The organism is Pseudomonadota bacterium (assembly GCA_016719885.1).
Lineage (GTDB): Bacteria > Pseudomonadota > Gammaproteobacteria.
Genome location: JADJYF010000006.1, coordinates 1 through 15,223 on the forward strand (window position 1 = coordinate 1; position 15,223 = coordinate 15,223).

Here is a 15,223-nt window from a genome sequence, read left to right on the forward strand (position 1 = left end):
TCGAGATCCGCGTGCCCGACATCGGCGACTTCGACAACGTCGACGTCATCGACATCATCGTCAAGGCCGGTGACACGGTGCGCGTCGAAGATCCGTTGCTCACGGTCGAAAGCGAGAAAGCCACCATGGACATCCCCGCGCCGGTCGCGGGCGTGGTGGAATCGGTGTCGGCCACGGTCGGCGACAAGGTCTCGGAAGGCGATGTGATCGTCGTACTGCGCGTCACCGAACAGGCGGGCGCGACACCGAGCGCGCCGGTCACAGTGCCGACGCCGCCGGTCAGCCTGCCCAAGACGCCGGCGCCGCGCGTGGCGCCCGCCGCCACCACGGATGCGCCGACGTCGTCCAAAGCCCATGCCAGTCCGTCGGTGCGCAAGTTTGCGCGCGAACTCGGCGTCGACATCGCGCTCGTGTACGGCAAGGGGCCGAAGGGCCGCATCCTGAAAGAAGACGTACAGGCGCACGTCAAGGAAGTGATGCGCGGCACGCGCGGCCACGCCGGCGCGGGCGCGGCGAGCGGCGGCTTCAATCTGCCGGCGGCGCCGGTCATCGATTTCACCAAGTTCGGCGACATCGAAACCACGCCGCTCAACAAGATACGGCGCCTGACAGGGCAGAACCTGCATCGCAGCTGGGTGACCGTGCCGCACGTGTTCCAGATGGACGAAGCGGACATCACCGAGCTCGAAGCGTTTCGCAAATCCAAGGCCGATGAAGCCGAACAGAAAGGCGCCAAGCTGACCCTGCTCGCCTTCCTGGTCAAGGCCGCGGTGGTGGGCCTGAAGAAATTCCCGGACTTCAACGCCTCGCTGTCACCCGACGGCGAATCGCTCATCCACAAGAAATATTTTCACATCGGCATCGCCGTCAACACCGACAATGGCCTGGTGGTACCGGTGATCCGCGACGTCGACAAGAAAGGCCTGTATGAACTGGCCCTCGAAGTGCGCGATCTTTCGAAAAAGGCGCGCGAGCGCAAGCTCATGCCGGCCGAGATGCAGGGCGCCTGCTTCACCATCTCGAGCCTGGGCGGGGTCGGCGGCACCGCCTTCACGCCGATCATCAACATGCCGGAGGTCGGCATCCTCGGCGTTTCGCCGTCGGCCATGAAACCGGTGTGGCGCGGCAACGAGTTCGTGCCGCGCTTGATGCTGCCCTTCACGCTGTCCTACGACCATCGCGTCATCGATGGCGTGGCCGCCGCGCAGTTCACGCGCTACCTCACCACCGTGCTCGGGGATATTCGCCACATCCTGCTGTGATTCGTTGATTTCCGTTCCTGTGGGTGCGAGACTTCATTCGACCTCCTCCCGTGCCTCGCGGCAGTGTCCCAAAGGTGCGGCGGTTTACGCTAGCAGACGGCGCCGACTCCCCCTCCCAGACTGTTCGGCGCCGTCCTGCGTGTCCGCTCATTCGCCCCGCGCCCCCGCGGGGCGATTTTTTTGGGCCCAGGCAACCACCATACCGTGCTGAATTGTCCTCGGCCGCGCTATCTCGGACAATGCGGCCTTTACGCCGCGCGTCGGCCTCACCCACTCCCCTTAAGGACAGTCACCCGTGAAAACCAAGATCACAGAAATGTTCGGCATCGAACATCCCATCATCCAGGGCGGCATGCATTTCGTCGGCTACGCCGAAATGGCGGCGGCGGTATCCAATGCCGGTGGCCTCGGCATCATCACCGGCCTGACCCAGCGCACGCCGGCCGATCTCGCCAACGAGATCCGTCGCTGCAAGGACATGACCACCAAACCCATCGGCGTGAACCTGACCTTCCTGCCGACCGTCACCACGCCCGACTATCCGGGCTACATCCAGGCCATCATCGACGGCGGCGTCAAAGTGGTGGAAACGGCCGGCAACAACCCGGCGCAATGGCTGCCGATGCTGCACGACGCCGGCATCAAGGTCATTCACAAGTGCACCTCGGTGCGTCATTCGCTGAAAGCCCAGTCCATCGGCTGCGACGCGGTCAGCGTCGACGGTTTCGAATGCGCCGGTCATCCCGGTGAAGACGACATCCCGAACTTCATCCTGCTGCCGCGCGCCGCCGATGAACTCAAGATCCCGTTCGTGGCCTCGGGCGGCATGGCCGATGGCCGCTCGCTGGTGGCGGCGCTGTCGCTCGGCGCCGAAGGCATCAACATGGGCACGCGCTTCATGGCCACCCAGGAAGCGCCCATTCACGAGAACGTCAAGCAGGCCATCCTGAAGGCGACCGAACTCGACATGACGCTGGTCATGCGCCCGCTGCGCAACACCGAGCGCGTGTTGAAGAACGCCGCGGTCGAACGCGTGATGCGTAAGGAAAAGGAGCTCGGTTCGAAAATCAGCTTCAATGACATCGCCGAGGAAGTGGTGGGCGTGTATCCGAAGATCATGCAGCAGGGCGAGATGGACGCCGGTGCGTGGTCCTGCGGCCTGGTGGCGGGACTCATTCATGACATCCCGACCTGCAAGGAACTCATCGATCGCATCATGAGCGAAGCGAATGCCATCATTCGCGAGCGCCTGGCGCGCTTCGCCGGCTGATCACCTTTCCTGTGGGGCGACTTCAGTCGCTTCAAGGCGCACCCGGCGCTGTCGTCTGCCCTGAATGTGCGAAGTCTGCCCCAGTAATCGCACTTGGATTGCGGCGCGTCACGGCAAGCCCGCCCCGCGCGGCACCTTCACCTTCTCCACGAACAACACCGCTTCGCGGCTCGCGCTGCGCTTGGCCGAATCGAAGTCCGGCGCGGTGCACAGCATGAGTTCGTTGCCCGCCACGCCGCCCAGCACGCAGGCGTAGACGCCGAAGCCATTGGGTGAATGGACCGTCTCCACCACGCGCCCGTCGGGCGCGACGCGACAGGCGCGCGCGCCCTTCGCATCCGCCACCCACACGTGATCCTCGGCATCGATACCGCAGCCGTCGGGAATGAAATCGGTGTCCAGCATGTGCTCGAAGGAATCATAGGCCGGCACGCGTCCGAGCAATGCGTGTCGACGACGATTGGTCAGCGCGCCGTCGGCGGCGATGTCGAAGGCGGTGAGGCAGGCGCCGAAACTCTCGGCGACGATCAGCATCCGGCCGTCGCCGGTCACCACCGTGCCGTTGGGAAAGCGCAGTCCTTCGGCGGCGACGCTGACGCGCCTGTCGGGATCGACCCGCAACAAGTTGGTCTCTGCCGGCGTCGCCCCGTGGTCGAAGAGATCGAAGCCGAAGTTGCCGACCCAGGCGCGGCCTTGTCGGTCGACCACCATGTCGTTGCAGAACCATGGTGTGTGCGGCGCGAGATCGGCATAGCATTCCGCGCGGCCGTCGGCGGTGTAACGCATCAGGCGGCGGTCGAGCATCGACACCACCAGCATCGAACCATCCGGCAGCCAACCGATGCCGGATGGGCGCTGCGGCAGTTCGGCGACCGGCGTGGCCGCGCCGTCCGGCGTGATGCGCAATACCTTGGGTCCATACATGTCGGCCACGTACCAGGCGCCGTCGTGCCAGCGCGGGCCTTCGAAGAAAGTACCGCCTTCAAAAGGGTTTTCATGAAACGCTCTCCCCTCGTTGCGAGAGCGTTGAAGATAGCGCCATGCGCCAGCCACCACCATGCCTTGGCGCGGGTCGCGCCCGGCCCCCCCAACCTGCGCAATTGACGCCCCGCCCGCGGCCCACCCATAGTCTGAGCCTGTTCTTCAGGAGCCAAGAGCATGGGCACATTCCGCCGCGTCGTCACCGGCCACCGCGCCGACGGCAAATCCATCGTCGCGAGCGACGCCACCGTCAAGAGCGCCGAGGTGCCGGGTCTCGGCGGCATCGAACTCGGCACGCTGTGGGCCTCCGACCGCACCTTCGACTATCCCGACGCTGGCTGCCCTGCGCCGCCCTCCACCTGGTTCCCGCCCATCGGTGGCGTGCGCTTCGCCGAGTTCGTGCTGCCGGCCGGCAGCGATCCGGAGAAGAACGCCGATGCGAGCGGCGACATGGCCGCGGCTGAACAGGCCGCGCCGGGCCTCCTGTCCCATTTCACCGCGGACGCGCCGGGCATGCACCGCTCGGAGACCTGCGACATGCTCTACATCATCTCCGGGCGCTGCGTGCTGGAACTCGACGACGGCTCGGCGACGACCGTCGCCGCCGGTGACGTGGTCGTGCAGAGCGGCACCATGCACCGCTGGAAGAATCCGTTCGACGTACCGTGCCGCGTGATCGGCGCCATCGTCGGCGCGCACATGAAGAAGTAGTCCACCAGTCACTCGAGGGGATTTGCCCATGGCCACCAAGCTCGCCGCCGTCAAGGCGCCCAAGAACAATCTCGCCAAGCTCGGCTTCGACGTCGCGCGCCTGGGGCGCGTGCGCGACGCCGTCAAGGCCGACATCGACGCCGGCCGCTGCCATGGCGTGCGCATGCTGGTTGCGCGCCGCGGTGAAGTGGTGCTCGACCTGTGCGAGGGCTATGCCGAGCGCGCGGCCAACAATCCGCTCAAGAACGATTCGGTGTTCGCCACCATGTCGGTCGCCAAGCAGTTCACCAACGTGCTGGCGCTGTCGCTGGTCGAGCGCGGCCTTTTGAAACTGCATGCGCCGGTCGCCGAACTCATTCCGGAATTCGCGACGCTCGGCAAGGAGAAGGTCAATCTCTTTCATCTGCTGACCCATACCAGCGGCGTGCTGTCGGCCATTCCGCCGGTGCCGGCCGACGTGCTGATGAACATCGACAAGCTCACGGCCTTTGCCTGCGGCCTGCCGCTCGAGTCGCAGCCCGGCGAGCGCGTGAACTATTCCATCCTGCTCGGCCATTCGATCATCGCGGCCCTGTGCCTGCGCGCCGACGGTCGCGGCCGCAGCTATGCCCAGATGTTGAAGGACGACGTGTTCGCGCCGCTCGGCATGAAGGACACCAGCCTCGGGCCGCGCGCCGATCTCATGAAACGCCTGTGCCCGGTGAAGGTCTCCTACGAGAATCTGCCCGCGCTGCTGCCGCCCGCCGCGGTGGAAGGCATAGGCACGCTGCTCGCGACGCCGGGCTGCGAGATCCCCGGTGGCGGCTGCATGACCACCGTGCAGGACGTGCACCGCTTCGCCGAGATGCTGCGCCGGGGCGGCGAACTCGATGGCAATCGCCTGTTGTCGCCGGCCATGATCGACTTCTGCACGCGCAACCACACCGGCAATCTGCGCAACGTGCTGTTCGATATGTGGTTCGGCGTGCGCGGCTGGCTTGAGTACCCGGCCAACATCGGCTGCGGCTTCTTCCTGCGCGGCGAAGGCAACCTGCCAGGCTTGTTCAGCCCGATGAATTCACCGCGCACTTTCGGTGGCTTCGGCGCCGGCTCCACCGGCTTCACGATCGATCCGGAACGCGACTTGAGTTTCGCCTTCCTCTCCACCGGCCTCATGGAAGACAGCTACCACTTCGAACGCATCGGCGTGATGCAGGGCCTGGTATTGGCGGCGATGACGTCGTGCGGTTGCGCCGGCCCCGCCCGGGGCGGCACAGCCCCATGGACTCCATCAGCAACCAGACCTGCATCGTCGGCATCGGCCACACCGAGTACTCGCGCGATTCCGGCCGCAGTGAGATGAAGCTGGCCTGTGAAGCCATCGGCGCCGCCATCGCCGATGCCGGCCTGACGCCCGCCGACATCGACGGCATCGCCAAGTACACGATGGACAACAACGACCCCATCGACATCGCGCGCAACCTCGGCATGCCAGAGCTGCGTTACTTCGGTGAAGTCAACTATGGTGGCGGCGGTGGACCGGTGGGCACCATCATGCTGGCGGCGATGGCGGTGGCCACCGGCCAGGCCAAGGCGGTGGTGGCGTTCCGCGCCATGAACGAACGCTCGGGGCGCGGCACGCCGCGTTTCGGTCAGGCCGCCACCGCGCCCGGCGCGGCCGGTGTCGCCAGTTATCTCTCACCCTATGGCCTGTTCAGTCCCGCGCAGATGGTCGCCATCGCGGCACGGCGTCACATGCATCTGTATGGCACCGAGTCGCGCCACTTCGGTGAAATTGCGGTGACGTGTCGTCACCATGCCAACATGAATCCCGACGCCATGATGCATGGCCGGCCGATGAGCATCGAGGATCACCAGGCCTCGCGCATGATTGCCGACCCTTTGCGTCTGCTCGACTGTTGTCTCGAGACTGACGGCGGCGCGGCCGTGGTCATCACGCGTGCCGACCGTGCCCGCGACCTGCGTCATCCCCGCGTGTTCATCGCCGGCGGCGGGCTGGGCGCGGGGCATTGGAACCATCGCTCGATCCTGAAGGACATGGACAGCGTCGAAAGCGAATCGACCGTCATCGCCAAGCACGTGTTCCGCGATGCCGGCATCAAGCATGCGGATATCGATGTACTGTTCATCTACGATCACTTCACGCCGTTGGTGATGATGGCCATCGAGGATTTCGGCTTCTGCAAACGCGGTGAGGGCAAGGACTTCGTGTCCAACGGCCGCCTGCGCTGGCCCGATGGCGAACTACCCATGAACACCAGCGGCGGCAATCTCTCGGAAGGCTACATGCACGGCATGCAGAACGTCATCGAAGCGGTGCGCCAGTTGCGCGGCGTGGCGCGTTGCCAGGTCAAAGGTGCGCGCCATGCGTTCGTGTCGGCCGGCAACGCGGTGCCGACCTCGGCCATGATCTTGAGGAACGAGCTGTGAGTGAACTGTCGTTTCCCTACCCCATTCCCGAGTACGGCACCGAACCCTACTGGGCCGCCTGCAACGAAGAGCGCCTGGTGATGCAGCGCTGCAAGTCTTGCGGCAAGTTCCGCTGGCATCCGGCGCCGCTCTGTACGTTCTGCGCCGACGACGCTTACGACTGGGCGCCGCTGTCGGGCCGCGGGCGCGTGTACAGTTGGACGGTCATCACCCATGCCGTGCATCCGGCCGCGGTGGCGCGGGTGCCCTACGTGGTGGTGGAAGTGGAACTCGCCGAGCAGCCGAACCTGCGCATGATCAGCAATCTCGTCGACTGTGAGCCGGCCGCCATCGCCTTCGATGCCGACGTGACGCGTGGCGTTCACACCCACGCCCGCTGGCCAGAAGCTGCCGGTCTTTCGACTCGCCTGAGGTAATGCCATGAACAATCGCAAGCCCCACATGTTGTCCGGCTACCGGGTGCTCGATCTGACCCGTGCCGCCGCCGGCCCGACCTGCACGCGCATGTTCGCCGAGATGGGCGCCGACGTGATCAAGGTCGAGTCGGCGCCCGACGGCGAGATGTCGCGCGCCATGTCGCGCATCCGCAATGACCGCAGTCTCTACACCATCCAGCAGTGCCTGAATAAACGCAGCCTGTGCATGGATCTGCGCAATCCGGAAAGCATTGCGCTGCTGAAGGAACTGGTGCCCCATTGCGACATCGTGGTCGAGAATTTCAAGCCCGGCGTGATCAAGACCATGGGCCTCGGCTACGAGGTGCTGAAGTCGCTGCGCGAGGACATCATCCTGTGTTCGATTTCAGCGCTCGGCCAGACCGGCACGCTCGCCCACAAGCCGGGCTATGACTACATCGCCCAGGCCTATTCCGGCATCACCTCGATGGTCGGCGACCCGGATGGCCTGCCGGATCTCACGCTTGCCGCCATCGGTGATGTGTCCACCGGTGTCACCGCCGCGTTCGCGATTGCCGCCGCCCTGCTCGACCGCCATCGCAGCGGCGAAGGCCAGCATCTCGACATCGCCATCCTCGATTGCTACTACCACTACCACGAAGTGAACGTGCATCGCTTCAGCGCCAGCGGCGGCGCCATCCAGCCGACCCGCACCGGCAGGCACATGAACTACATCTGCCCGGGCGGCATCTTCCAGGGCAATGGCGGCGGCATCATGATCATGGCCTTCCTGCACCACTTCAAGGATCTCGCCGCCGCCATGGGCCGTCCGGAACTCGCCACCACGCCAGGCTGGGAGAACGACAACGTACGGCTGGAACGGCGCGACGAAGTCATCGGCGTCATCGAGGCGTGGCTCGCGACCTTGCCGTCGGTCGATGCCGCCATCGAGATCCTCGAACGCCACAACGTGCCCTGTGCGCCGATCCTGTCGGTGGCCGACACCGTCAGCCACCCGCATCTCGTCGCGCGCGGCACGGTGCGCACCGTCAATGATCGCATCGCCGGCGAGTTCCAGATTCCCGGCCATCCCATTCATTCCAACCGCTACCCGGCCAACGATCCGGAACTGGTGGCGCCCATGCTGGGCGAACACAATCGCGAAGTGTTGATGGAAGTGCTGGGCAAGGACGCGGCGACGGTCGATGCGCTGGAGGCCAAGGGCGTGCTGCAATCGAAGCCGTATTGATCCTGTAGGTGCGAATTCATTCGCACACTAAAATGCCGTGGCGTGGCGCCTTGCCGCGCCTTCAATGTGCGAATGAATTCGCACCTACAGAAACGCTCACAGGAACTCCCATGGACGCCCATTCCGTCGACAACGCCCTGACTTCGCGCCGCTCGGTGCGCGCCTTCCTGCCCACCGAGGTGCCGCGCCACACCGTGGAGCACATCCTGACCGTCGCTGCGCGCTCGGCCTCCGGCACCAACATTCAGCCCTGGCAGGTACATGTGCTGACCGGAGCGGCCAAAACGCGGCTGTCGAACGCCATCCTCGAGGCCTTCAACAACCCCGCGCTCAACGCCGAGCATAGCAGCGAGTTTCCAATCTATCCGAGTGAATGGATCTCGCCCTTCATCGACCGCCGGCGCAAGGTCGGCTGGGATCTCTATACCCTGCTCGGCATCGGCAAGGGCGACCGTGAACGCACCCATGCCCAGCACGCGCGCAACTTCCAGTTCTTCGATGCGCCGGTCGGACTCATCTTCACCATTCATCGCGCCCTGGGCTACGCGGCGTGGATTGACTACGGCATGTTCATGGGCAATGTCATGACCGCCGCGCGCGGCCACGGCCTGCATACCTGTCCGCAGTTCGCCTTCACGCAGTTCCATCGCATCATCAGCGCCGAACTCGGCCTGCCACCAGAGCAGAAAGTGCTGTGCGGCATGTCGCTGGGCTACGAGGACACCCGCGCCGTCGAGAACACGCTGGTCAGCGAACGCGCGCCGCTCAGCGATTGGGCGACTTTTCACAGCGCCTGACAGCGCGGGAGGGCCCTCACATGCAACGACTGTCGACGCGATTCACCGCCATGCTTGGCATCGAGCACCCGGTCATGCAGGAGGGCCTCGGGCCCTACAAGACCGTGGCGCTCGCCGCGGCGGTGTCGAACGCCGGCGGTCTCGGCACCGTCAGCATTCCCGGCATCAGCGAAGAGCCGCGTGCCGGCGCCGCCAAGCTGCGCGGCTATATCGACGAGGCCTGCGCCCTCACCGCCAAGCCCTTCGCGGTCAACATCCCGGTCGGCACCGACAAGCACGGCAATGTGCCGGCCTTCAGCTCGGCCTACGTGCAGGCGGTGGTGGACGCGGTCAAGGACGCTGAAGTCGCGAAACGGCTGCGCGTCATCACCACCTCGGCCGGTGCGCCGGCGGCGGCGCGGCGCATGATCGAAGGCTCGGGGCTCGTGCATGTGCACAAGGTCGGCGGCACGCGCCAGGCTGAGCGCGCCGAGGCCGACGGCGTGGACATGATCATCGCCTCGGGCTACGAAGCCGGCGGCCATACCCATGCGCGCCCGGTGCACACCTTCGTGCTGGGCCCAAGCGTGACGGAGGCGGTGAAGTGCCCGGTGATCCTGGCCGGTGGAGTGCGCGACGGACGCGGCCTCGCGGCCGCGCTCGCGATGGGCGCCGAGGCGGTGGCACTCGGCACGCGCTTCGTCGCCAGCCATGACAACCCGGACTGGCATCCGAACTACGCCGCGCACATCCTCGCCGCGCGCGAAGGCGACGACACCCTGTTCCAGGCGCTGTACGGCCCGTCGCGCATCCTGCCGAGTCGCGCCATCGCCGAACTGCATGAATTCGAAAGCCGAGCCGGCATCACGGAAGAGGATCTGACGCGCTTCAAGGACGAACGCCTGATCGCCGCGCAGCGCGACGGCGACATGCAGGGCGGCATCCTGCCCTGCGGGCAGATAGCGGGCGCGATCAACGATCTCATCCACGTCGCGGAATTCGTGCCGGGCATGGTGCGCGAGGCGATCGCGGTGCTGGGGCGCGCGGTCTTCAGGGCGGCGGGGGGGGGGGGGGGGGGGGGGGGGGGGGGGCCAGCCGCCAGGATCGTATCGTGCCAGTCGCGACGTGTCGGTCGCCACGCGTCATCCGCACCACCGCCACGCTCACCAGCGCAGGGGGGGTTAGGCCTGACATTCGAACCGGCGCAGCCCGATCAACCGATGACGCCGGCCTCACGCCACGCGGAAATCTCCGCCGTCGAACATCCCACCGATCGCAGCAGTTCCTCGGTGTGTTCGCCCAAGGCCGGCGACGGCCGCCGCACACCAAGGCGCTCTCCGTCGAACACCGCCGCCGCGCGCGCCTGCTTCATGCGCCCGGCCACGGGATGGTCGTACTCGATGACGGACTGGCCGTGTTGCACGCGCGGATCGTCGGCGACTTCATCGAGACGGTTGACCTTGGCGCAGGGCACATCGGCTTTTTCGAGCCGGGCGATGACGTCGGCGCTGGTGAACCTGGCGGTGGCGGCCTTGATCTCGCCGAGCATTTGCGAATAGTTGGCAAAGCGCAGCGTCAACGACGTGAAGCGCGAGTCCTGCAGCAGGTGTTCAAGGCCGAGCACGCTGCACACGCCGGCGAACTCGCCGTCGCCGACGATGATCAGGGTGATGTGGCCGTCCTTGGTCGGGAACAGTTCGTAGAACGAGGCGATGAGCGGCTTGGCCGTGAAGCCTTCGCTGCCGACGAAGCTGTCGTTCCAGAACACTTCCGGCCACAGGAACGCGAGGCTCGCGTCCAGCATCGACAGTTCCACATGATGACCGCCGACCGCGCCGCGGGCGCGCGCGAACAGCGCGGCCGCGATCGCCTGGGAGGCGGTCAGGGCCGCGACCTTGTCGCTGGCGATGGTCTTCATGAGCTGCGGTTCGCCGCCCACGCCCTGCGCGGCGGCAAAGCCCGACACGCTCTGGATGACCGGGTCGTAGACGCGCTGTCCGGCCGCCGGGCCGGTTGCGCCGAAGCCCGAGATCGAGACATAGACGAGATTGGGATTGACGCGCTTGAGGTCCTCGAAGCCGTAGCCCGCGCGGTCCAGCGCGCCGGGCCGCGAGTTCTGCACGAACACGTCGGCGCTCTCGATGATCTTGTACAAGGCCGGGCGCAGCGCGGGGTTCTTGAGGTCGACCGCCATCGAGCGCTTGTTGCGATTCATCTGCGCGAAATAGGCCGATACGCCACCCCGCACCCCGCCCACGTGCCGCGCCGGGTCACCGCTGCCGACGGTCTCGAAACGAATGACGTCCGCGCCCTGGTCCGCCAGCATGCCGGTCGCCATGGGACCGGAGGCGTTGGTGGTGACGTCGATGATCCTGATGCCCTGCATCGGTTGCATTGCTGATTCCTCGAAAGCGTAGTGAAAACCCGGCCGGAGTGGCGTGGACGACGGGATTGTAAGCGCTGGTCCGCGTGGTTTGTCACCGGGTAGTACGCCCGCTTACTATTCGGACCATCATCACCCGGGACGCGGCCCGGGGGCCGCCGCCGGCGGCTCCCACGCACGCGCCAGGCACGGCCCAGCGAGCACCATGAGCACCATCGAGTTCAATCCCACCTTGCGTGAAGTGCAGCAGGATCCCTACCCCTGGTATCGCCGTCTGCGCGACGAGGCGCCGGTGTACCGCATCCCGGCCTTGAATGCCTACGGCCTGTTCCGCTACGACGACTGCAAGCACACCTTCCTGCACCCCGAAACCTACTCGGCGCGCGATTTCATCACCCAGGCCTTCGGCGATCTCGACCCGGTGCCGGAAACGCCGTCGCTGATCGCCATGGACCCGCCGGCACATACGCCGCTGCGCAAGCTCGCCGGCCAGGCGTTCTCGCCGTCGGTGACGCGCGGCCTCGAGCCACGCATCAAGGCCATCGTCAGCGACCTGCTCGATGAGATCATGGCGCGCGGCCACGAGTTCGACTTCGTCGCCGACTTCGCCGCCTACGTGCCGGTCAGCGTCACCGCCGAATTGCTGGGCGTCGACAAGAGCCAGCGCGAGAACTTCAAGATCTGGACGGCCGATCTCTTGAACGCCGCCAATCGCGCGTCGTTGAGCGCGGCGGACGTCGAACGCATCCGCGCCAGCGTCGCGGAGCTGCGCGCCTATCTCGAGCGCAGCATCGCCGAGCGCCGCATCAATCCTGGCGACGACTTCATCTCGCTGCTGGTCAAGGCCGAGGAAGGCGGCGACGTGCTGAGTTCCATCCAGGTGCTGAGCATCGCGGTGCTGACCCACTTCGGCGGCTCCGAGACGCCGTCGCACATGATCAGCAGCGCACTCATCGCCTTGAGCGAGAACCCGGACGCCTTCGCCATGCTGCGCGCCGAGCCCAAGCTCTCGGCCAATGCGATCGAGGAAACGCTGCGCTACTGGTCGCCGGTCAACCTGGTGTTCCAGACCGCGGTGCATGACGTCGATGTCCATGGCGTGACCATCCCGGCCGGCGCCTACGTGTTGTCCTACATCAGTTCGGCCAATCGCGACGAACGACGCTTCGCCGATCCGGATCGCTACGACATCCAGCGCGATGCGCATCATCACCTGTCGTTTGCCCATGGCCCGCACTACTGCCCGGGCGCGGCGCTCGGCAAGCGCATGGGCACGATTGCACTGGAGGCGGTGCTGGAGCGCATGCCCAAGCTGCGTCGTCTCGACGCCGCCACGGACTGGCTGCCGTCGCTGTGGGTGCGCGGCGCGCGCAGCTTGCCGGTGGCCTGGTGACATGACGACACCAGCCCAATCTGACGCAACCCTCCTGATCCACGGCGGCAGCGTGGTCGATGGCCTCGGCAACGCGCCGCGCGTCGCCGACGTACTGCTGGCGGGCGAGCGCATCGTCGCGGTCGAGCCCGGTCTCGACGCGCGCACCGCGCCCGAGGTGCCGCGCATGGACGCGCGCGGTCTCACCGTCATGCCCGGCCTCATCGATGCCCATTGCCACATCAGCTTCGACGAGCCGAATTCCAACGACGAGTTGTTCTTTCATCGTCGCGAGGGTCTCGCCGCGATCATCGCCGCGGCCAACGTGCAAAAGCTGCTGGCCGCCGGCGTGACCGGTTTCTTCGACGCCGATTCGCTGTGGGAAATAGGCGTCGATCTGCGCGACGCCATCGAAGCCGGCATCGTGCGCGGACCGCGCATGACCACCGGCGGCAATGCGCTCTTGACCTCGGTGGGCGGCACCGCCGGCCGCCTCATTCCCGACGAGGGCCGGCGCGGTTACGGCGTGGTGGTGCACAGCCGCGACGACATCGTGCGCGAGGTGCGCCGCCAGATCAAAATCGGCGTCGACTGGATCAAGGTGCACGTGACCGGCCTGACGCCGCGCCAGAAAGTGAAAGGCGAAGTGCAGGTGTGGTCGCTGGATGAAATGAAGCTGGTGTGCGACACCGCCCACGAACTCGGCACGCCGGTGGTCGGCCATTGTCGCGGCGCCTCCAGCACCCGCGACGCGGCGCTGGCCGGCTTCGACATGATCCTGCACGCGACCTACATGGATGAAGAGGCGCTCGCCGCGGTGGTCGACCGACGCGTGCCGATCGTGCCGACCTTCACCTTCCAGGCCAATCTCGCCGACTACGGCGCGGCGGTCGGCGCCTCGGAAGGCATTCGCAAGTTGTTCCAGAAAGAGATCAGCGACAGCGCGGTGATGCTGAAGCGTGCTTTCGATGCCGGCGTGCCGCTGTTGTGCGGCACCGAGTCGGGCTTTTCCATCACGCCCTACGGTGACTGGCATTACCGCGAACTGGAAGTGTTCGTGAACGACCTCGGCCTCACACCCTTGCAAGCCATCACCGCCGCCACCAGCGCCAATGCCTTCGCGCTGGGTCTCGCCGGCGAAACCGGTGCCATAGAAAGCGGCCGGCTCGCCGACATCATCGTCATCGACGGCGACGTGGCACGCGACGTGCGCCTGCTCGGCGAGCGCCAGCGGCTGCGCCACGTGATCCTGAACGGCGAGGTGGTGGATACCGCGCCTCCCGCGCCGCGTCGCGATCCGCCCGGCTGGCGCGCGCCCCACTACGGCACGCGCATCCTGCGGCGCGAGGTGGTGGACGGCTTCGACGACGAAGACGTGAAAGCACCATGAGCCTCGCCAACGCCACCAGCATCGACCTGCACGCCCACGCGGTGCTGGAAGAAACAATGGGCGCGGCCGGCCGCTACGGCCCCGAACTGGGCTACGAGGACAAGCCGCGCTTTCGCGTCGGTAATTACGAACTGCACGGCGTGCGCTATCGCGGCAGCCCGTTCATGGATGTCGACCTGCGCCTCGCCGCCATGGACCGCGCCGGCATCGACTACCAGTTGCTGTCGCCCAATCCCCTGACTTATTTCCATTTCATCGAGCCGCCGCTGGCGCGCGACTTCTGCCGCACCCACAACGATGCGCTGGCCGCGCAGGTGGCGCCCCATCGCGAGCGGCTCGCGGCCTGCGCGGCGGTGCCGATGCAGGACATCGGCTTCGCGATCGAAGAGACGCAGCGTGCCGTCACCGAACTCGGCATGGTCGGCCCCTACATCGGCACGGATTTCGGCCGGCCGCTCGACGACCCGGCGCTCGACGCTTTCTACGCAGCCCTGGTCGCGCTCGACGTGCCGCTGTTCATCCATCCGGCACCGGCCGGTATCGACGGTCCGGCCGGCGATCCGAATCTCAAACGCTTCGATCTCGACATCATCATCGGCTTCGCCGCGCAGGAGACCATCGCGGTGTGCACGCTCATCTACGGCGGCGTGCTGGAGCGCCATCCCAAGCTCGACATCTGCATCAGCCATGGCGGCGGCGCGACCGGCTACCTGTTCGGACGCATGGCCAGCGCCGCGCGCAAGCGGCCATGGGCGCGCGAAGAACTGCGTGCCGATGGCGCCTTCGAAGCGCTGCTGCATCGCCTGTGGTTCGACATCCACGTGCACGCGACCGAATCGGTCGCGCTGCTGCGTTCGCGGGTGAACTGCGAGCGGCTGGTGTTCGGCACCAATTTCGCGGGCTGGGATCAGCAGCAAGGTGACGTGCGCGAAGAAGCGCGCCCCTATGCCGCCAACGCGCGCCGCCTGCTGCGCGCCTGACCATCTTCATTCGCGGGGAGTATT

General features: G+C 66.3%; 13 protein-coding genes and 1 pseudogene. 12 read left to right on the top strand and 2 right to left on the bottom strand.

Features of this window, described 5'->3' with window-relative positions; translation table 11 throughout:
* The first annotated feature begins 11 nt into the window (after positions 1–11).
* Together aceF and IPM80_07670 are read left to right on the top strand one after the other, a co-directional pair.
* A complete protein-coding gene (gene aceF / locus IPM80_07665; protein MBK8958303.1) occupies positions 12–1,262 on the top strand; it encodes a dihydrolipoyllysine-residue acetyltransferase in 1,251 nt (416 codons plus the stop codon).
* Positions 1,263–1,557: 295 nt separating this feature from the next.
* Positions 1,558–2,532, top strand: coding sequence for a nitronate monooxygenase (locus tag IPM80_07670; protein ID MBK8958304.1), 975 nt, complete (start codon positions 1,558–1,560; stop codon positions 2,530–2,532).
* Positions 2,533–2,640: 108 nt separating this feature from the next.
* Here IPM80_07670 and IPM80_07675 read toward each other — a convergent pair whose 3' ends face one another.
* Positions 2,641–3,591 carry an SMP-30/gluconolactonase/LRE family protein gene (locus IPM80_07675; GenBank protein ID MBK8958305.1) on the bottom strand — a complete coding sequence of 317 codons (951 nt, stop codon included), beginning with the start codon at positions 3,589–3,591 and terminating at the stop codon, positions 2,641–2,643.
* A gap of 99 nt (positions 3,592–3,690) precedes the next feature.
* Here IPM80_07675 and IPM80_07680 point away from each other — a divergent pair, with 99 nt between their 5' ends.
* The 7 genes and pseudogenes from IPM80_07680 (at position 3,691) to IPM80_07710 (ending at position 10,117) form a co-directional block, all read left to right on the top strand.
* A complete protein-coding gene (locus tag IPM80_07680) occupies positions 3,691–4,224 on the top strand; it encodes a cupin domain-containing protein (protein ID MBK8958306.1) in 534 nt (177 codons plus the stop codon).
* A 28-nt stretch (positions 4,225–4,252) separates the two neighbouring features.
* On the top strand, positions 4,253–5,566 hold the full coding sequence (locus tag IPM80_07685) for a beta-lactamase family protein (GenBank protein ID MBK8958307.1): 1,314 nt from the start codon (positions 4,253–4,255) through the stop codon (positions 5,564–5,566).
* On the top strand, positions 5,485–6,654 hold the full coding sequence (locus IPM80_07690; protein MBK8958308.1) for a lipid-transfer protein: 1,170 nt from the start codon (positions 5,485–5,487) through the stop codon (positions 6,652–6,654). The genes IPM80_07685 and IPM80_07690 overlap by 82 nt, the downstream gene beginning before the upstream one ends.
* The gene (locus tag IPM80_07695) at positions 6,651–7,070 is read left to right on the top strand and encodes an OB-fold domain-containing protein (protein ID MBK8958309.1); all 420 of its coding nucleotides are present in this window, start codon (positions 6,651–6,653) and stop codon (positions 7,068–7,070) included. Before IPM80_07690 ends, IPM80_07695 begins: the two co-directional genes overlap by 4 nt.
* Before the next feature lie 4 nt (positions 7,071–7,074).
* On the top strand, positions 7,075–8,298 hold the full coding sequence (locus tag IPM80_07700) for a CoA transferase (protein ID MBK8958310.1): 1,224 nt from the start codon (positions 7,075–7,077) through the stop codon (positions 8,296–8,298).
* Positions 8,299–8,408: 110 nt separating this feature from the next.
* A complete protein-coding gene (locus IPM80_07705; GenBank protein ID MBK8958311.1) occupies positions 8,409–9,095 on the top strand; it encodes a nitroreductase in 687 nt (228 codons plus the stop codon).
* Between the two features lie 20 nt (positions 9,096–9,115).
* Positions 9,116–10,117 (top strand): annotated as a pseudogene (locus tag IPM80_07710) (nitronate monooxygenase).
* Positions 10,118–10,287: 170 nt separating this feature from the next.
* On the opposite strand, the gene IPM80_07715 reads toward IPM80_07710, so the two are convergent.
* On the bottom strand, positions 10,288–11,469 hold the full coding sequence (locus IPM80_07715) for a CoA transferase (GenBank protein ID MBK8958312.1): 1,182 nt from the start codon (positions 11,467–11,469) through the stop codon (positions 10,288–10,290).
* Between the two features lie 193 nt (positions 11,470–11,662).
* On the opposite strand from IPM80_07715, the gene IPM80_07720 reads away from it, so the two are divergent.
* Genes IPM80_07720 through IPM80_07730 form a run of 3 tightly spaced genes read left to right on the top strand, consistent with a single transcriptional unit; the run spans position 11,663 to position 15,199 of the window.
* On the top strand, positions 11,663–12,850 hold the full coding sequence (locus IPM80_07720; GenBank protein MBK8958313.1) for a cytochrome P450: 1,188 nt from the start codon (positions 11,663–11,665) through the stop codon (positions 12,848–12,850).
* A 1-nt stretch (position 12,851) separates the two neighbouring features.
* Positions 12,852–14,219, top strand: a complete 1,368-nt coding sequence (locus IPM80_07725) for an amidohydrolase family protein (protein MBK8958314.1) — start codon at positions 12,852–12,854, stop codon at positions 14,217–14,219.
* Positions 14,216–15,199 carry an amidohydrolase gene (locus IPM80_07730; protein ID MBK8958315.1) on the top strand — a complete coding sequence of 328 codons (984 nt, stop codon included), beginning with the start codon at positions 14,216–14,218 and terminating at the stop codon, positions 15,197–15,199. Before IPM80_07725 ends, IPM80_07730 begins: the two co-directional genes overlap by 4 nt.
* Positions 15,200–15,223 lie beyond the last annotated feature (24 nt).